The 16,903-nt window shown below is 61.2% G+C and carries 17 protein-coding genes, 1 pseudogene and 1 riboswitch; of the genes and pseudogenes, 3 read left to right on the top strand and 15 right to left on the bottom strand.

The features are described from left to right. Positions 1–55 precede the first annotated feature (55 nt). The 14 genes and pseudogenes from mgtE to PG887_RS00130 form a co-directional block, all read right to left on the bottom strand. Positions 56–1,398: pseudogene (gene mgtE / locus PG887_RS00195) on the bottom strand (magnesium transporter). A 123-nt stretch (positions 1,399–1,521) separates the two neighbouring features. After that, positions 1,522–1,691, bottom strand: a riboswitch (M-box (ykoK) riboswitch). A 168-nt stretch (positions 1,692–1,859) separates the two neighbouring features. After that, positions 1,860–3,068, bottom strand: a complete 1,209-nt coding sequence (flgL, locus tag PG887_RS00190; RefSeq protein WP_270820974.1) for a flagellar hook-associated protein FlgL — start codon at positions 3,066–3,068, stop codon at positions 1,860–1,862. 3 nt (positions 3,069–3,071) lie between these two features. Next, a complete protein-coding gene (locus PG887_RS00185) occupies positions 3,072–5,060 on the bottom strand; it encodes a FlgK family flagellar hook-associated protein (RefSeq protein WP_270820973.1) in 1,989 nt (662 codons plus the stop codon). 3 nt (positions 5,061–5,063) lie between these two features. Then, positions 5,064–6,164, bottom strand: coding sequence for a flagellar assembly peptidoglycan hydrolase FlgJ (gene flgJ / locus PG887_RS00180; protein WP_270820972.1), 1,101 nt, complete (start codon positions 6,162–6,164; stop codon positions 5,064–5,066). Positions 6,165–6,210: 46 nt separating this feature from the next. Beyond that, the gene (locus PG887_RS00175) at positions 6,211–7,308 is read right to left on the bottom strand and encodes a flagellar basal body P-ring protein FlgI (RefSeq protein ID WP_010675288.1); all 1,098 of its coding nucleotides are present in this window, start codon (positions 7,306–7,308) and stop codon (positions 6,211–6,213) included. 60 nt (positions 7,309–7,368) lie between these two features. Further along, on the bottom strand, positions 7,369–8,040 hold the full coding sequence (gene flgH, locus PG887_RS00170; protein WP_010675289.1) for a flagellar basal body L-ring protein FlgH: 672 nt from the start codon (positions 8,038–8,040) through the stop codon (positions 7,369–7,371). A 16-nt stretch (positions 8,041–8,056) separates the two neighbouring features. Beyond that, positions 8,057–8,845, bottom strand: a complete 789-nt coding sequence (flgG, locus tag PG887_RS00165; protein WP_010675290.1) for a flagellar basal-body rod protein FlgG — start codon at positions 8,843–8,845, stop codon at positions 8,057–8,059. Between the two features lie 14 nt (positions 8,846–8,859). Next, positions 8,860–9,606, bottom strand: coding sequence for a flagellar basal-body rod protein FlgF (flgF, locus tag PG887_RS00160; RefSeq protein WP_039040234.1), 747 nt, complete (start codon positions 9,604–9,606; stop codon positions 8,860–8,862). A 146-nt stretch (positions 9,607–9,752) separates the two neighbouring features. Then, on the bottom strand, positions 9,753–11,165 hold the full coding sequence (gene flgE / locus PG887_RS00155; RefSeq protein ID WP_202041323.1) for a flagellar hook protein FlgE: 1,413 nt from the start codon (positions 11,163–11,165) through the stop codon (positions 9,753–9,755). 10 nt (positions 11,166–11,175) lie between these two features. Continuing rightward, positions 11,176–11,913 carry a flagellar hook assembly protein FlgD gene (locus PG887_RS00150; RefSeq protein ID WP_202041324.1) on the bottom strand — a complete coding sequence of 246 codons (738 nt, stop codon included), beginning with the start codon at positions 11,911–11,913 and terminating at the stop codon, positions 11,176–11,178. Between the two features lie 90 nt (positions 11,914–12,003). Then, a complete protein-coding gene (flgC, locus tag PG887_RS00145) occupies positions 12,004–12,423 on the bottom strand; it encodes a flagellar basal body rod protein FlgC (protein ID WP_005329775.1) in 420 nt (139 codons plus the stop codon). After that, positions 12,420–12,821: a flagellar basal body rod protein FlgB gene (gene flgB / locus PG887_RS00140; protein ID WP_010675294.1), complete on the bottom strand. Its 402-nt coding sequence runs from the start codon at positions 12,819–12,821 to the stop codon at positions 12,420–12,422. The genes flgC and flgB overlap by 4 nt, the downstream gene beginning before the upstream one ends. Before the next feature lie 61 nt (positions 12,822–12,882). Continuing rightward, positions 12,883–13,707, bottom strand: coding sequence for a CheR family methyltransferase (locus PG887_RS00135; RefSeq protein ID WP_270820970.1), 825 nt, complete (start codon positions 13,705–13,707; stop codon positions 12,883–12,885). A 17-nt stretch (positions 13,708–13,724) separates the two neighbouring features. Then, positions 13,725–14,636 (bottom strand): chemotaxis protein CheV, encoded by a 912-nt coding sequence (locus PG887_RS00130; protein WP_010675296.1) that lies wholly within the window; start codon positions 14,634–14,636, stop codon positions 13,725–13,727. Positions 14,637–14,873: 237 nt separating this feature from the next. Between PG887_RS00130 and flgA the strand changes: the two genes are divergently transcribed. The 3 genes from flgA to PG887_RS00115 all read left to right on the top strand — a co-directional run bounded on the left by flgA (position 14,874) and on the right by PG887_RS00115 (position 16,307). Further along, positions 14,874–15,479, top strand: coding sequence for a flagellar basal body P-ring formation chaperone FlgA (flgA, locus tag PG887_RS00125; RefSeq protein WP_309295569.1), 606 nt, complete (start codon positions 14,874–14,876; stop codon positions 15,477–15,479). Positions 15,480–15,573: 94 nt separating this feature from the next. After that, complete coding sequence (gene flgM / locus PG887_RS00120; protein ID WP_069652526.1) at positions 15,574–15,894, top strand: flagellar biosynthesis anti-sigma factor FlgM; 321 nt, start codon at positions 15,574–15,576, stop codon at positions 15,892–15,894. Then, on the top strand, positions 15,891–16,307 hold the full coding sequence (locus PG887_RS00115) for a flagella synthesis protein FlgN (protein WP_052815062.1): 417 nt from the start codon (positions 15,891–15,893) through the stop codon (positions 16,305–16,307). The genes flgM and PG887_RS00115 overlap by 4 nt, the downstream gene beginning before the upstream one ends. Before the next feature lie 43 nt (positions 16,308–16,350). On the opposite strand, the gene yfcE is transcribed toward PG887_RS00115, so the two are convergent. Further along, a complete protein-coding gene (yfcE, locus tag PG887_RS00110) occupies positions 16,351–16,893 on the bottom strand; it encodes a phosphodiesterase (RefSeq protein ID WP_201921595.1) in 543 nt (180 codons plus the stop codon). Positions 16,894–16,903: the final 10 nt, after the last annotated feature.

Here is a 16,903-nt window from a genome sequence, read left to right as displayed (position 1 = left end):
GCCCCTCTGTGCAAAAAGGCAGCCGATGGCTGCTTTTTTTGTCTCTTGTCTTTTCCTACTGCAGATCCGGCAGGATCAGCTTGGCTATCTCGAAGTAGATGATGAGGCCGGTACCGTCCACCAGGGTGGCGATGAAGGGGGCGGAGACCACCGCCGGGTCGATGCGAAAGCGACGCAGCACCATGGGGATCACCGAGGCGACGGTGGCGCTCCAGAGCACGATGGCGACGATGGTCAGGGTCACCACCATGCCGATCTCGGGCCCCACCTCCAGGCTCCAGGCCCGCACCCAGGCCGCCAGCGCGATGGCGGCCGAGATGAGCAGACCGGTGGAGATCTCCTTCTTCAGCACGGTGCCGAGGTTTTTCAGGCTCACCTCCCCCACCGCCATGGCGCGCACTATGGTGGTGGTGATCTGGGTACCGCTGTTGCCACCGGTGCCGATGAGGAGCGGGATGAAGAAGGCCAGGGCGATGGCCGCCTCCAGCTGCTCTTCAAAGGCCCGCAGCACGGTGCCTGTGTAGGCTTCCGCCACGAACAGGATCAGCAACCAGCCCACCCGCTTGCGCCACAACTGCCAGGGGGTGGCCTGCAGATAGGGGGTATCCAGCGGCGAGGAGCCCCCTTGCAGCTCCGCATCCTCGGTGGACTCCAGCTCCAGGATGTCGGCGGCATCGTCCACGTGGAAGACCCCCACCAGACGCCCCTGATCTTCCACCGGCAGGAGCGAGAGGTCGCGGTCAATGAGCAGGCGGGCCGCCAGCTCCTGATCCGCCCGGGCGTTGATGCGCACCGCCTCCCCTCCATCAGCTCCCCTGCCGGCAGCAGCGGATCGGCGATCAGCAACGACTTGAGGGAGACGCTGCCAAGGAGGCGCTGCTCGCCGTCAACCACATAGAGATGACCGAACAGCCTGGCCTGATCCCAGGCCCCGTGGATCAGCTGCTTGGCGCTTTCCACCGTCGCATTGGCCTCCACTGACATGTATTCGTGGCGCATGTTGGCCCCCACCGACTCGTTCGGCCAGGCCAGCAGGGACTGGAAGGCTTTGCGGGTGGGGTCTGGCAGCCGGGCGAGCAGAGTCTTGCGATCGTGCTCGTCGAGCCTGCGCAGGATGGCCAGCAGGTCCCGACGGGCCAGGGTGCCCTGCAGTATCCCCACGATGCTGCCATGCAGCCTGAGCAGCAGATGGCCGGCACACTCCGCCGGGAGGGAGGCGAGCAAGGACGCCCCTTCCGGCATGGAGAGGGTATCGAAGATGCAGTTGAGCTCTTCCGGGCGCAGGGTCAGCAGCTGATCGGCCCGCTGGACCGGGTCCTGGTTGTGCGCCAGCCAGCTACGCAGGGCGATAGGATCGAGCAGTTGATGACGGTTGAGCAGGGTGTGTGTTTTCTTCATCACAGATGTCCTCATGTGATCCCGGGTCGGGCCCGGAAGCAGCCGGTCATGCCGGCTGCCGTTTGCAAGAAAACAGCAATTTGATTGACGAGTAACAGGCAGGAAATGACGCCGTCCGGCGTGTCTTCATCCCCACGTACCAGCTTTAGCACTGCATAACGTATCCGGCGCGCCGGAAGCCACTTGGGTTGACACCTTAATCCGATGAAAACTGTCCTGATCTTGGGCGTCTCTGGACGTCGTGAGATCAGTGGCCTGTGTTTATGCAGGAGCCTCGCCTAACGAGATGCTGCGAATGATGCGCACGGCGGGGCCGTGCGGGCGGCATCATCGGCCCAGGCGCGAGTCGAGTCAAGGCAATCAGGACGCCTGCAACGGGTTGTTACAAATTGCGGGAAGGAGCATGAAATGACGGCTCCCCCGGGCCGGGGCCACGAGGGAGCGTGCGGTCAAGGGACAAATCAGCGGATATAGTCGAACAGGGTGAGCTTGCTTATCTTGCTGAAGGCGAGCTGGGAGGCGCTCATGGCGGCATCCTCCTTGGAGAGGGTGGCGATCACCTCGTACATGTCGGCCTCCGAGACCTTGGCCCGCGCCTGCTGGTTCAGGGTGCTGAGGCCATCGTTCGAGCTCATCACCTGCTCCAGGCTGTTGAGTCGGCTGCCCACCTCCCCCTGTCCCCTGTCCACCTGGGTCCTGGCGTTGTTCATATGGGTGGTGGCATCGGCCACCGCCAACTGGAAGTCGCTCGCCGGGAGGCTGGGATCCCGCAGGGCCGAGATGAAGTCGGACATGCCGTTGAGGATGCTGTCGTTCTTCGGCGTATCCAGCGCGAAGGTCTGGGTGGCGGACCCCGCAGGCAGATCCAGGGTCAGCTCCAGCCCGTTGAAGGCGATCTTGTTGCCCGCCACATAGTCGCCGCTCTGCAGCAGGGTGCCGCCACTGTCACGGATCTCGTAGCTATCCGGCGGCCCCACCAGGGTGTCGACCGTGAACTGGTTGCTGGCGAGCGAAGGATCGTAGTTGTTGCGATAGAAGCTCTCGAAGTTGCCCTGATCCCCCACCCCCACCTGGATGTTGGCGCTGGTGGCGCTGGCGGTGCGCCGGGTCGCCACCATCTCGAACAGATCGAAACCGGAGTCGTTCGCCGGGATCTTGACCGTGGGAGAGACCTGGATGCTGCGTTGACCCGTGTCCCCCTGGAACACGTAGTTGCCGCTGGCATCCTTGACGAAGGGCTGGGTCTTGCTCTGGTTGCCGCCGAAGATGAACTCCCCCTGGGAGTTCTTGCTGTTCATCAGGTCGAACATCTGCTTTTGCAGCCCCTCCAATTCGCTTGCGATGGCGCTACGCTCCTCGGCGCCCATGGCGGAGTTGTTCGCCTTCTGGATCAGGGTCTGGGCACTCAGCATGGCGTTGTTGAGGGAGGTCAGCACCGTATCCTCGTGGCCCAGGCTGTTCTCCAGCAGGCTGCCGTTGACGCCGTACTGCTTGAAGAGATCGATCTCCTTGGTCAGCGCCATCTTCTGGCTCATGCCGGAGGGATCCTCGCCGGCACGGGTGAACTTCTCCCCTGTCATCAGCTGGTTGTAGGCGGTGTTCTGACGTTCGCTCACCTTGCTCATGGTGGCCAGGTTGCGGTCGTAGATCATGTTGGTGGTGATGCGCATGACTTACCTCACGGAGGAGAGCAGGGTGTCGAAGATGGTCTTGGCGGTGTTCACTATCTGGGCCGAGGCCGCATAGGACTGCTGGAAGCGGATGAGGTTGGCCGCCTCCTCCTCCAGGTTGACCCCGGAGACGCTCTCGTAGATGCCGGTGCTCTGGGTCAGCTTGGCCTCGTTGGCCTGCAGCAGGGTCTTGGCCTGGCTGGTCTTGTTGCCAATCCCGCTCACCAGCCCGGAGTAGGCGTCGTTGAAGGTCATCTTGTCGTTGCTGGTGGCGGCGTTGTTGTTCTTGCGCACCAGCTCCTTGTTCTGCAGCTCCGCCAGGGCCAGGCCGTTGGCATTGTCGGCAAAACCGTCCTTGTTGTAGCTCAGGGTGAAACTGTCGTTGGCCTCCACCTTGCCGGTGATGCTGAAGTCATAGCCCGGGGTCAGGGCCGGCACTATGGGCGTCCCCAACGGCATCTCGAGGACGGACATCAGGTTCTGTCCCTTGCTGGACGCCGGGGCCACGCCGAGCAGGTTGTTGTTCTTGTCGTAGACCTCATAGTTGCCGCTGCCGTCGATCTTGATGACCTGGGGTGCGCTCGGGTCCAGATTGTTGGCACCAAAGCCCGAGCCCGTCCCCGTGTTGTAGACACTGCTCAGCTTGATTTCACCCGAGCCCAGGTTCTGGGCGTTCTTGTCCGCCTTGATGGGGGACGCCAGCGCGATGTCCTCTGGCCGGGTGATCGCGGCCTCGAGGTTGGCGGCGGCATGCCGGGTGGGTTGCAGCGCTATCTTGTCGCCGGCGGCCGGGGTGCCGGAGAGATCGATCTCGATGCCGTGCCCCGCCACCTCGAACGTGGCGGGGGGCGTGGTGCCGGTCATCAGCGAGATGCGCTTGCCGCTGCCGTCGATGGAGAACACCTCATAGCCGGTGGCGCTGCTGAACTGCACCTCGTAGTCGAAGTTGGTCACTTCCGTTCCCTTGCCGGGGACGAAGTTCACCTTGGCGGCGCCGCTGCCGGTATTCTGGCTGTAGGGCAGGCCATCGCTCGCGCCGAGGGAGAAGAGATCCCCACCGAGCTCGTTGTCCAGATCCATCCCCAGCCGGTTCTGCTGGTTCATGGCGTCGGCCAGGGCGACCGCCAGCTGCCCGAGCTCCCGCTTGGCGGGCTCCAGATCCCGGCGCGCGGTGAAGAGGCCGCCGATGGCGCCCCCCACATCCTTGTCGTTGACGTCGGCCTGGTTGGCCCCCAGGGTCAGTTGCAGCGTGACGTCCCGGGAGTCCGGGTTGCCCGCCACCACCTTGAACTGGGCCACGCCGCCGTCCAGCACCAGGGAGTGCCCCGTGCTCATGTTCACCAGCATGCTGCCGTTGGGCTGGGTCACGGTGCGGATCTCCATCTTTTCGGAGAGCTGACGGATGGCCTCGTCCCGCTGATCGAACAGCATCAGGTTCTCCTCCGGCGTGCCCTGGGTGCGAATGATGGCCTGGTTCAGATCGTTGATGCTATTGAGCAGGCTGTTCACCCTGTCCGTCTCGTCGCCTATGGTGGCGCTGATGGTGTCCCCCTGCTTGTCGAGCTGGGCGGAGAGGGTGTGGAATCTGTCCACCATGCCGCCCAGCTCGCTCAGGGTCGTCTTGCGCCCCCCGATCTCGGACGGCGACTCGTTGGCGGTGTGGAAGGCCTTGAAGTAGGAGGTGATGGTGGTGCCCACGCTGTTGCTGGCATCGCCGAGCAGGCTGTCGAGCTGGAAGAGCTGATCGTAGCGGGTGCTGGAGGCCTGATAGATGGAGGTATCCCGGCGCATCTCGGCCTGGGCATAAGCATTGATGATGCGCTCGCTCACCATGTCGCCCGTCCCCAATCCGACGGAATTGGTGTAGATCAGGGTGCGTTCACGTACATAGCCCTGGCTATTGACGTTCACTATGTTGTTGCTGGTGGTCTGCAGCAGTCGCTGCTGGGCCAACACACCCGAGGTCCCAATTCCAAGCAGATCGCTTGCCATAGCTTACAGCTCCATCTCTGTGTTCCTGTCTGCAATGTTGCCGGGCGTCGAGTAACCGGCGATGGCATCACTGCGCAACACTTGTTTAAGTTTCCTGGCGTACTGGGGATCGGTGGCATAACCGGCCTGCTGCAACGCCTCGAAGTAACGGTCCGGGCTGTCCACCTTGGCCAGCGCCCCCTTGTAGCGACTCCCAGAGGTCAGGAAATCCACGTAGTCGTTGAAGCTCTCTTCGAACGACTCGTAGGAGCGAAACGCCGCCTTCTGGCGCGAGGCCACCCCTTGCTCGTATTCCAGGGTGCTCACCACAGCCTTGGGGCCTTCCCAACGCGGATCGGCCTTGATGCCGAACAGGTTGTGCGTCACGTTTCCGTCTGCATCCTTGATCACCCGCTTGCCCCAGCCACTCTCAAGGGCGGCCTGGGCCACCAGCACCGCCGGGCTCAACCCCAGCTTGTCCGCCGCCTTCTTGGCCAGCGGCATCAGCCTGTCGACGAACTCTTCCGGGCTGTCAAACACCTTGGCGCTGCCATCCAGGGCCGAAGGCCTCTGGCTGCTGCCCATGGGCGGCACGGTGCGGTGGGGGCGTCTTGGCATGGCCAGCGCACGCTCGGCCCCATTCAGCTCACCCTTCATTTGGTTATCAGCAAAATCTTTGCCAACTTTGGAGGCAGCAATCAGATCGTTGGAGGCACTGGGGGGTTGATAGGGCTTGTAGACCCGCTCGGTACGCTGGGGCAGCTTGAGTACCCGGCCATCCTGATGGGTGAAGGTCTGCTCGGGTGAGAGCTGCCTGGCCACCATCTCGGCAATGCCCAGCCCCCCCTTGCTCGACATGTCGGCAACCCGCTGCTCGTCCAGCATCCCTTCATAGAACTGGGTGTAGCTGCTGTTCATCGGGTTGCCCTCGGTGAGCACCGAGTTGGCCTGGCGCATCCCCTTGAACAGGGTCTGGGTGAAGATGGATTCGAACTGGCGGGCGGCCGCCATCAGGGCCCCTTGCTTCCCCTCCTTGCTCAGGCTCATCTGGCGCAGTTTGTCCAGGTTCTGGACGTCCTGCACCATGCCAATATTGATACCGCTCTGGGTGTCGAACTCTGCCATAACCTACCTCTTTGCCGCCCGTGGCAACCGCTTGCCGCTCACGAAATTACAGAATGACCAGTTGGCCCTGGATCGCGCCCGCCTGCTGCAGCGCCTCCAGGATCGCCATCAGATCCCCGGGGGCGACCCCCACCTGGTTCACCGCCCGCACCAGATCGTCCAGGGTCGCGCCGGTATCGAGCTTGAACATCCGCCCCGGATCCTGCTGCACGTTGATGGTGGAGTTGTTGGTGACCGCCGTCTGCCCGCCAGCGAGCGGATTGGGTTGGGAGACCTGCTGGTTCTCGGCGATGGTGACCGTCAGCCCACCGTGGCTGATGGCCGCCGGGCGCAGCTTGACCTCGCTGCCGATGACGATGGTCCCGGTGCGCGAATTCACGATGATCTTGGCGGACTCGCTCGCCGGGTCCACTTCCAGGTTCTCGATGGTGGAGAGGTAGGAGACCCGCTGGGCCGGATCCCTCGGTGCGAATACCTTGATGGAGGTAGCGTCCATCGCCTGGGCGGTGTTCGGACCCACCAGATCGTTGACCACGTCCGCCAGACGGCGGGCGGTGGTGAAGTCCGGCCGGTTCAGATTGAAGGTGATGGTGTCGCCCTGGCTGAAGGAGTTGGGAACCTCCCGCTCCACGGTCGCCCCGTTGGCGATACGCCCCACTGTGGGCGTGTTCACCACCACCTTGGAGCCGTCCGCCCCTTCGGCCCCGAGGCCACCGACCACTAGGCTGCCCTGGGCCACCGCATAGACGCGGCCATCCAGCCCTTTCAGGAAGGTCTGGAGCAGGGTGCCGCCACGCAGGCTCTTCGCCTCGCCGATGGCGGAGACGGTGACGTCTATGGTCTGGCCCGGCTTGGAGAAGGGGGGCAGATCCGCGTGGATGGCCACCGGTGCCACGTCCTTGATCTTGGGCTTGATGTTGTCAGGCACCTTGATGCCGAAGTTGTTGAGCATGGTCCTGAAGGTCTGCTCGGTGAAGGCGTTGTTCTTCTCCCCCGTGCCGGGCAGGCCCACCACCAGACCGTAACCGATCAGCTGGTTGCTGCGCACCCCTTCCACCGAGGCGAGGTCCTTGATGCGGGATGCGTGCGCCAGCCCGAAGGGCAGCAGGCAGCACAGCAGGGCAAGCAGACGGAATCGGTTCATGACATCTCCTAACAAAACCTTCCTGATCCGGGACCCGTGAACGCCCCGGACTCTTGAGTCTTAAATGGGCCACCAGGGGCCGTTGAAGAAGCTGGTGAGCCAGCCCTGTTCCTGGGTGTTCGCCAGATCCCCGGTACCGCCGTAATAGATACGCGCATTGGCCACCCGCTGGGAGGAGACGCTGTTTTCCGAGCTCACGTCCTCCGGGCGCACCAGACCGGTGATACGGATATATTCGTTGCCATTGTTGAGCATGATCCACTTCTCGCCGCGCACCAGCAGGTTGCCGTTTGGCAGTACCTTGACCACGCTGACCGAAATGTTGCCCTGCAGGCTGTTGCTCTGATCCGCCTTGGCCTGCCCCTTGAAGGCACTGTTCTGGCCGATGGAGGCCGACAGATCGTAGGGCCCCGCCGTGACCGGCACGCCACCCAGGGTGACGGGGTCGAGCGCCAGCTTGTTGTCCTTACCGCTCTGGGTGTTGGCCTTTTTCGACGCCGAGGTCGACTCCGCCAACTGGATGGTGATGATGTCACCCACCCGGTGCGCCTTGATGTCCGAGTAGATGCCGTTGACCTGCTCGGGCTGGAAGATGGCGCCGGTCGGGCGCACCGACACCGGCTCCGACTCCCCGTAGACGGGGGCGAAATCCGGGTCATCCGGTTTGGCGGTATTGGGGGTACTGGTGCAACCCGCCAGCGTCAGCAGTCCCAGCATCCATATGGCTTTCATCATGGCACTCCTTTCATCAGGTCCGCTGGGTCAGGAAGGACATCATGGAGTCGACGGCGGAGATGACCTTGGAGTTCATCTCGTAGACCCGCTGAGCCTGGATGAGATTCACCAGCTCCTCGGTCACGTTGACGTTGGAGGTCTCCAGCATCCCCTGCTTGATCACCCCCAGCCCGTCCGCACCGGCAGTCCCCTGAATGGGGGCGCCGCTGGACTGGGTCTCGAGGAAGAGGTTCTCCCCCATGGGCTGCAGGCCGGTGGGGTTGACGAAGTCCGTGGTGTTGATCTGGCCCACCACCTGGGATTGGCCATCCCCCTTGAGCTGGACGGAGACCTGGCCATCCTCCCCCACGGTGACGCTCTGGGCGTTCTCGGGGATCTGGATCTCCGGTTGCAGCGGGTAACCGTTGCCCGGGGTGACGATGGTCCCCTCGTCGTTCAGGGTGAACTGGCCGTTGCGGGTATAGGCGGCGCTGCCATCGGGCAGCTGGATTTCGAAGTAGCCGCGGCCGCTGATCATCAGGTCAAGGGAGTTGTCCGTGGTCTGGACGTTGCCCTGACTGTGGTTTTTCTGGGTGGCGACCACCTTGGCCCCCGCCCCCAGCATCAGGCCGGAAGGGAGCTCGGTGTCCGCAGAGGAGCGACCGCCAGGCTGGTTGATGTTCTGATACAGCAGATCCTCGAAGATGGCCCGCGCCTTCTTGTAGCCCACTGTGCTGGCGTTCGCCAGGTTGTTCGAGGTGACCGAGATGTTGGTCTGCTGGGCATCGAGGCCGGTCTTGCTGATCCAGAGTGCAGGATTCATGGGGTGCTCCTTGATTAGCTGATACGCAGCAGCTGGGTTTGTGCCTCGTCGTTCTCCTCGGCGGTCTTCATGATCTTGACCTGAGTTTCAAACTGACGTTGCAAGCGAATAAGGTTGGTCATCTCGTCGACCACGTTGACGTTGCTCCCCTCAAGGGAGCCGGCGATCAGGCCCACATCCGCAGACGCGGCCTCACTCTGGCCATCCTTGCGGCGAAACAGGCCGTCCTGGCCTTTCTCCACCGCATCTGCCGCCGGGTTGACCAGCTTGATACGCTGGAAATCTTCCGGCAGGTTGGCGGCTGCCCCCTCGGGACGGCCGCTGATGGTACCGTCACGATTGATCTCAATTTTCTCCATGGGCAGGGGCAGCACGATGGGCTGACCGGCATCATCCACCACATTCAGACCGGTAGAAGTTTGCAGATTGCCGGTGGCATTGAGCTGCAGGTTGCCCATGCGGGTATAGGCTTCCGCGCCGTTGGGATCCTGCACCGCAATCCAGCCCGGCCCATCGACGGCAACGTCAAGATCCCGACCCGTGGTCATCAGCATGCCGTGCTGCAGGTTCTGGCCCGGCCGCTCGGTCATGGCGAACACCCGTGTGGGCAGCCCTTCGCCAAACGCCTGCATGCTGCGCGCCTGCTCGAAGTCAGACTTGAAGCCAATGGTGTTGGCGTTGGCAAGGTTGTTGCCACGAACAGCCAGGCTGTTCATGTTCTCCTTGGCCCCGGACATGGCGATGTAAAGCAGGTGATCCATGGGATCCTCCGTCAAACAGATGACTCTCGCGGGAGAACTGCAAGTAGAATGCCAAGAAGAGAGAAGAGCGACGACATGGAGGAGGGAAATACGCCTGCCGCAGACGACAAGGGGCGCCGAAGCGCCCCTTGCAACCGCCAAAACACTTAGCGGATCTGCAGTATGCTCTGCTGCAGCGAGCTGTTCACTTCCAGAGAACGGGAGTTGGCCTGGAAGTTGCGCTGTGCGGTGATGAGATCCACCAGCTCTGTGGTCAAATCCACGTTGGACTGCTCCAGGGCCGACGACTTGATGGAACCGAAGGTGCCGGAGTTCGGGGTGCCCGGCAGGGCATCACCAGAGAGCAGGGACTGGCGCCAGGAGGTGTCCCCCACCTGGGTGAGACCCTGGGAGTTGGCGAACTTGGCCATGGCCACCATGGCCACCTTGACGGTGGTGGCGTTGCTGTAAGTGGCGGAGACTATGCCATCCGCGGTGATCTCCACCTTGGTCAGCCGGCCGACGGTGGAACCGTCCTGGGTCAATTTGTTGACTTCGAACGGTGAAGCGTACTGGGTCACGGTGCCGAGCTTTATTTCAAACTGCTGAGCCCCATCCGCCCCATTGGTAATGATACCGGCACCTGGCTCCCCAGTGACCGGTGTACCTGCAGCAGGTGAACCTAATGAGACCGTCTTGATGACCGCCGGAGTGGTTGGCGTGATCATCTTGCCAGAGGCATCGAAGGTGACGCGTGCACTCAGGGGCGCCTGGTTCAGGCCAGCAGCCATGGCGGTGGGGGCACCACCCGAGATATCGATGGGCTTGTCCCCCTCATAGAGGTACATGCGCCAGGCAGTCGGCACCGCCGCCTTGGTCGAGTCGGCAGGATCCGCCTCCTTGGTGAAGTACTGGGTGATGGTGTGAGGCTCCCCCAGGGAGTCGTAGACCACCACGGAGGTGGAGGAGGAGTAAGTGTCCGAATCCTTGGGATCGAACTTGGAAGCATCCGCCGGAGGGAGGGCCGGTGGTGTATAGGGCGTTCCCCCCGCCGCCAGCGGCGTGGCCGTGGAAGGCAGGTTGAAACTCGCATCGACCTGTGAAGTCTGCACCGGCTCGCCGGCACGGTCCGGGATCTGGATAGGTTTGGTCGCATTGATGCTCACCGCCTTGGGGGTGCCGTCGGCGTTGATCTCGTACCCCTGCAGGTAACCGCCGGAGTTGCTGACCATGTAGCTGTTTTCGTTGAGCTTGAAGGCACCGGAGCGGGTATAGGTGCGATCCAGGTTGGTCAGACCGTCCGAGGTCACAAAGAAGCCGTTGCCCTGGATGGCGAGATCCAGCGCGTTGTTGGTGAATTGCAGCGCCCCCTGGTGGAACTGCTGCGCCACCGCCGCCGTTGCGACCCCGTTGCCGACCTGGGTCTTGGCGTTGACGAAGATGGAGTTGGCGTAGACGTCGGCGAACTCGGCACGGGACTCCTTGAAGCCGGTGGTGTTGACGTTGGCAATGTTGTTCGCGGTGACGTTCAGGTCTTTTTGAGCCGCATTGATGCCGCTGAGGGCATTGTTGAATGACATGTCTTTCTCCTTAGATCACTGCGTTAGAGGTCGAAGCCGACTTGGTCGTCGTGTTGCCGGTCGTCCCGCCAATTTCCAATACATCGGTCAGATAGATGCCGCCCAGCCCCTTGAGCTTGAGGGTACTGGGGTTGGAGCTGGTGCCCAGGGTGACGCTCTCCACCTTGGCGTAGGTCAGGGCGGGGACGCTTTCCGACTTGCCGTCCACGGTGGCGTGGGCTTCTATCGAATACTTCCCGCTCTTGGCCGCATTGCCCGACTTGTCGAGGCCATCCCACGTGAAGGGCACGTTGCCTTTCTGGTCTCCCTCGATGGAGAACTCCTTGATCACCTGACCGCTCTCGTCCTTCACCGTCACCTTGATGTTGCTGCCGCCGTCGCCGGTGGCGATGACGCCGGAGAGGGTGCCCCCCTTCTCCACATAGCCGGTGTTGGAGGGGATGAGCACGTTCTGACCCACCAGGGCCGACGCCTGCAGCGCCTGGCTGGAGGTCATCAGGCTGTTGAGACTCTCCATCTGTGTGGAGAGGCTGCTGATCCCCTGTGACGTCGACATGGACGTCATCTGGGAGAGCATCTGGGCGTTGTCCACCGGCTTGAACGGGTCCTGATAGGAGAGCTGCATGGTCAGCAACTTCAGGAAGGACTCCTGATCCAGCTCCTTTTTCTGGGTGCTGGTGCTGGCCGTGCTGGTCTGGGCCGACGTCGTCCGGTTGACGCCCAGCAGGCTGTCATAGGTATCTGCCACTTATGCTCCCCCCTCTAGGGCGTGCCCATTGGGCCGATTGTTGCCGCCTGGCAGGCGATCACGGGTCACTCTCATCCGGGTTCACCTCTGTCAGGACTTGCCCAGACCCAGGGTCTGCTGCAACATTTTCTTGGCCGCGTCGGCCACCTGGACGTTGGTCTGGTAGCTGCGCGACGCCGCTATCATGTCCGCCATCTCTTCCACCATGTTGACGTTGGGCTTGAAGATGAAGCCATCCTTGTCCGCCATGGGGTGATTCGGGTTGTACTCCTTGAGCAGCGGCGCATCACTCTCGACGATGCCCTTCACATCCACCCCGACCGAGGCCTGCTTGTCGGACATGGCCTGATCCAGCTGGGCGGCAAAGACTGGCCGCCTGGCGTGGTAAGTTTTTTCCACGCTGGAGCTGACACTGTCAGCGTTGGCCATGTTGCTCGCCACCGTGTTGAGGCGAACGGACTGCGCACTCATGGCAGAGCCTGCAATGTCAAAGACCTTGAACAAACTCATCCTTGCTCTCCTTTCAGTGCCTTGAGCAGGCCGCTTATCTTGCTGTTCATGAATTCAAGGGAGGCCTGGTATTCGAGGCTGTTGCGCAGGAACTCGCTGCGCTCCTGCTGCACGTCCACCGTGTTGCCGTCACCGGTATCCGGTTGCAGGGGATTGCGGTACTGGGTCGTGCCCGGGGTATCCATCTGCAAGGCGAAGTGCTTCTCGCTGGTGGTGCTGAGCCCGAACCCTTGCTGGCCCTGGGCATCCTGCAACGCCTGTGAGAAGTCGATGTCACGGGCCTTGAAGCCCGGCGTGTCCGCATTGGCGATGTTGCTGGACAACACCTCGGCACGCTTGGCGCGCACGCTTAGCGTGTACTGATGAACACCGAATGCCTTGTCGAATGAAATTGCCATAGCACACCTCCAGCTTCATGAATATTTAGCAAGAGATGTGCCAAGAGGGTATTGAGCGGGGTTATTTGACCTTGTAGACGATGCCGGGGTTGCAGCGGATCATCTCGAACTTGTCGGTGAGGCCGGCCAGAGACTCGGAGGCCCCCAGCATCAGGTAGCCGCCAGGATTGAGGCTGCTGGCGAACTGGTTGAGGATCTTGGATTTCACTTCGGGCGCAAAGTAGATGAGCACGTTGCGGCAGAAGATGATGTCAAACTTGCCGAGCAGGCTGTAGCTCTCCAGCAGGTTGAGGGGACGGAAGCTGGTCAATTTTCTGACACGCTCCACCACCCGCATCTTGTTGTCGCCAAAGGGTTCGAAAAAGAGTCGCTTGCGCTCGGGGGAGAGCCCGCGGGCCAGCGCCAGGCTGTCGTAGACCCCCTCCTTGCACTGGTTGAGCATGGTGCTGGAGATGTCGGTCCCCACTATCTGCACCCCGCCCGGCAGGGTGCCCGGTCGCTTGACCTGCTGCTCCAGCGCCGTCATGGCAATGGAGTACGGCTCCTGCCCGGACGAGGAGGCGGCGGACCAGATCTTGATGGGACGACCGCTCTTGCCGAGTTCGGGGAAAATCTTGTCGCTCAGCAACTGGAACGGATAGGTATCGCGAAACCACAGGGTCTCGTTGGTGGTCATGGCATCCACCACGGCCATCTTGAGTTCCCGCTCGCGCACGTTCATCGCCCGGGTGACCAGATCAGACAGACTCTCGATACCAAACTGAGTCATCAAGGGCGACAGGCGGCTCTTGACCAGATACTGTTTGTTGTCACCCAGCACTATGCCGCTCTGTTGCGCTAGAAAATTGCTGAATTGCCTGTATAAGTCGTCCGAAAGTGTCTTCATGCAGTTGTTCTTCTTGATTAGAGAGCGCCTTGTACGGCCTTGGCCAATTCATCCGGCTGGAATTTGGCAATGAAATTGTTCGCTCCGACTTTCTGCACCATGGCCTGATTGAACACCCCACTGAGGGAAGTGTGCAGGATAACATGCAAATCCTTGAGGTTGGGATTGTTGCGGATCTCGGCGGTGAAGGTATAACCGTCCATCTCCGGCATCTCGATGTCCGAAATGACCAGGGCTATCTGATCCTTGATGGGACCGTTCTTGGACATCTCCAGCAACATGTTGAGCGCTTCCCGTCCATCCTTGGCCAGCACGCACTGTACCCCGATAGCCTCCAGTGCCCGTTGAACCTGCTTGCGCGCCACCGAAGAGTCGTCCGCAACCAGCACGGGACGCCCGTGAGGATTGCGCTCCACGCTTGCTTCCACCAGTTCGGTGGACACCTCGGTGGAGACCGGCGAGATCTCGTTGAGAATGCGCTCCACGTCCAGGATCTCCACCAGCTCACCATCTACCTCGGTCACCGCCGTCATGTAGTTGATGCGACCGGCCCCTTTGGGTGGCGGCAGGATGGACTCCCAGTTCATGTTGATGATGCGCTCGACCGAGTGGACCAGGAACCCCTGAATGGAGCGGTTGTACTCGGAGATGATGATGAAGCACTTGGAGAGGTCCTGGATGGGGCGCTTGCCCATCGCCATGCTGAGATCGATCACCGAGATGGTCTGGCCACGGATATGTGCCACGCCGCGAATGCAGGAGTTGAGCTTGGGCATGACGGTCAGAGGGGGACACTGCAGCACCTCGCGTACCTTGAATACGTTGATGCCAAATCTTTGACGTCCATTGAGACGAAACAACAGCAGCTCCAGCCTGTTTTGTCCCACTAGCTGGGTTCGCTGGTTGACCGAGTCCAGAATACTCGCCATAAACACTCCCTAAAAATGCTTGGCACTGATCGTGCATGTCATTATGCATGCACATTGGCTTGCATCAGATCATCGTTGTTTCAACAATCGAATAATTCTGGAGCAAGCATAGTTAACTACGGTGGTATACGTGAATAACTTATCGACCGGTAAGCAAAAATGATTAGTAGACTTTTCCTTATCTTACTGCCGTTTTGCAGTCTGTCTCACGCCATGGCGTCCGAGGTCACCGACTATCTGCAAGAACAGGCACAGGCGTTCGTGCTCGACCAGCTCGATATTCCCCTCGATGCACAGGCCGACGTCAAGGCCGGTACCATTGACGAGCGCCTCCCCCTCACGCGCTGCGAAGATGCCCTCACCATTTCCCTCCCCGCCAGGATGGAGATCCGTCGCAACACCACCGTCTACCTCAAGTGCGAGGGAGAGAAATCCTGGGATCTCTATCTACCGGTCCGGGTCAGTATCCAGAAACCCTATGTCACCGTCACCGTCCCGGTTGCCAAGGGGGACATTCTGAGTGAACCCATGCTGACCCTGGCATACCAGGACCAGACCCTGATCCGTGGCGACTACCTTACCGACCCGACCGCCCTCATCGGGGTACGCAGCAAGCGTGAGCTCAAACCGGGCCAGCCAATCAGGCTCACCCAGGTATGCGTGGTCTGCAAGGGGGACCAGGTCACCCTGAGCGCCGAAAACAGCAGCATGCAGATCAAAACCATGGCCCGCGCCTTGCAAGATGGCAGCTTCGGAGACATGATCCGGCTTGTCAACACGCGCTCGGGCAGAACGGTGCAAGGCCAGGTCAGTGCAGTGGGCTCCGTGATTGTGACATTCTGACACATGAATGCACTGCGCAATTTTTTTCTAAAGTTCTGACCGCCGTCACCGATACACAGGTAAGCGAACAGTAAAGCAGACGAAGGTAAACCTTATGGCTATCAACAATATCAACAACTTGGCTAACAACCGCCTGCAAAACAGCGGCAGCAGTCAAGGTGTAGCCACCAAGCCGGCGACCTCCAGCGAGGGCAGCCGTGCGACCACCGTCAAGAGCGACTCTGTCTCCTTGACCAGTGAGGCGCAGCAATTGCAGCAGATGCAGAAGACCCTCAACACCGCCTCCACCGGTAACGAGAGCCGCGTCGAGAGCCTGAAGAAGGCCGTGGCCAGTGGGGAGTACAAGGTCAACAGCGAAACCGTGGCCAGAAAGATGTTCAGCTTTGAAGCCGATCTGGATAAACGGTTGGGATGATGGACCTCCCTTCGCTGCTGCGCGCTCAGGACGACAACCTCTCCCAGATGCAAGGCTTGCTGGCAGAGGAGTTCGACCTCCTCAAGGCTCACCGGGCCCTTGCCTTGCCGGCACTCGCCGATCGCAAGCAGCAACTGCTGGTGGCCATCGAGACGCTGGACAAGACTCTGGCGGAGCTACCCGACCTGAAGCAACAGCTGAGCGCCTTCCCGACCCAATTGCAGGCCCTTCAAGCCAAGCTGGAAGCCTGCCAGGAGCAGAACAATCTCAACGGACGTCTGCTCGAACTCAGTATTGTCTCCAATCGCCGTCTCGCCAGCTTCCTCAGCAAGCTCAGAGACAGCAGCTCCCTGACCTATGACGCCAAAGGCAATACCCGCTCAGGCACCCGCTCTTTCGGGATCAAGGCCTGATCTCCTCTCCCCCTTCGGGCTTCCTCTCCTTTTGGGCCCCTAGTCAGAGCACCAGCTGCATCAGGGTTTCTCCATCCTTGCAGGCATGAATGCTCATGCGGCCCTCGTGATATCGCCCATAACTGGCCACCCACTCGCCTCTTGGAAAACAGATAGACCCCGGGTTTATCAGGAAAATCTCTCCCTCCTGGCGCAGCACAGGCACATGGGTATGACCGCTGATGAACAGGCTCCCTGCTGGCAGGGGCACGTTGCCGGGCTCATAGAGATGACCGTGGCTGACAAACCAGCGCCGCCCATCCACCAGCAGCTGGTTGTAGGGCGCCGTGATGGGGAAATGGAGCAGCATCTGGTCCACCTCCGAATCGCAATTGCCACGCACCGCCATGATGCGGGGGGCCAGCTCGTTGAGCCTTGCCGCCACAGCTGCAGGATCATACCCCGCCGGCACCGGATTGCGCGGCCCGTGATTGAGCAGATCCCCGAGCAGCAGATAGTGATCAGGCTGCCAGGGAGCGAGTTGCGCCAGCAACTGCTCGAGGGCAGTCAGACTGCCGTGCAGATCCGAGATAATGGCAATCTTCATTCCACACTCC

This window comes from Aeromonas sp. QDB14 (assembly GCF_027707845.1).
Lineage (GTDB): Bacteria > Pseudomonadota > Gammaproteobacteria > Enterobacterales > Aeromonadaceae > Aeromonas > Aeromonas caviae.
Note: the sequence above shows the minus strand (reverse complement) of the source record. Positions and strands in the feature narration are given on the sequence as shown.

What these genes read in the sequence shown, in the direction of transcription:
- flgL (WP_270820974.1), bottom strand. Translation starts at nt 3,068, where the DNA reads ATGCGCATCACCACCAACATGATCTACGACCGCAACCTGGCCACCATG.
- PG887_RS00185 (WP_270820973.1), bottom strand. Translation starts at nt 5,060, where the DNA reads ATGGCAAGCGATCTGCTTGGAATTGGGACCTCGGGTGTGTTGGCCCAG.
- flgJ (WP_270820972.1), bottom strand. Translation starts at nt 6,164, where the DNA reads ATGGCAGAGTTCGACACCCAGAGCGGTATCAATATTGGCATGGTGCAG.
- PG887_RS00175 (WP_010675288.1), bottom strand. Translation starts at nt 7,308, where the DNA reads ATGAACCGATTCCGTCTGCTTGCCCTGCTGTGCTGCCTGCTGCCCTTC.
- flgH (WP_010675289.1), bottom strand. Translation starts at nt 8,040, where the DNA reads ATGAAAGCCATATGGATGCTGGGACTGCTGACGCTGGCGGGTTGCACC.
- flgG (WP_010675290.1), bottom strand. Translation starts at nt 8,845, where the DNA reads ATGAATCCTGCACTCTGGATCAGCAAGACCGGCCTCGATGCCCAGCAG.
- flgF (WP_039040234.1), bottom strand. Translation starts at nt 9,606, where the DNA reads ATGGATCACCTGCTTTACATCGCCATGTCCGGGGCCAAGGAGAACATG.
- flgE (WP_202041323.1), bottom strand. Translation starts at nt 11,165, where the DNA reads ATGTCATTCAACAATGCCCTCAGCGGCATCAATGCGGCTCAAAAAGAC.
- flgC (WP_005329775.1), bottom strand. Translation starts at nt 12,423, where the DNA reads ATGAGTTTGTTCAAGGTCTTTGACATTGCAGGCTCTGCCATGAGTGCG.
- flgB (WP_010675294.1), bottom strand. Translation starts at nt 12,821, where the DNA reads ATGGCAATTTCATTCGACAAGGCATTCGGTGTTCATCAGTACACGCTA.
- PG887_RS00135 (WP_270820970.1), bottom strand. Translation starts at nt 13,707, where the DNA reads ATGAAGACACTTTCGGACGACTTATACAGGCAATTCAGCAATTTTCTA.
- PG887_RS00130 (WP_010675296.1), bottom strand. Translation starts at nt 14,636, where the DNA reads ATGGCGAGTATTCTGGACTCGGTCAACCAGCGAACCCAGCTAGTGGGA.
- flgM (WP_069652526.1), top strand. Translation starts at nt 15,574, where the DNA reads ATGGCTATCAACAATATCAACAACTTGGCTAACAACCGCCTGCAAAAC.
- PG887_RS00115 (WP_052815062.1), top strand. Translation starts at nt 15,891, where the DNA reads ATGATGGACCTCCCTTCGCTGCTGCGCGCTCAGGACGACAACCTCTCC.
- yfcE (WP_201921595.1), bottom strand. Translation starts at nt 16,893, where the DNA reads ATGAAGATTGCCATTATCTCGGATCTGCACGGCAGTCTGACTGCCCTC.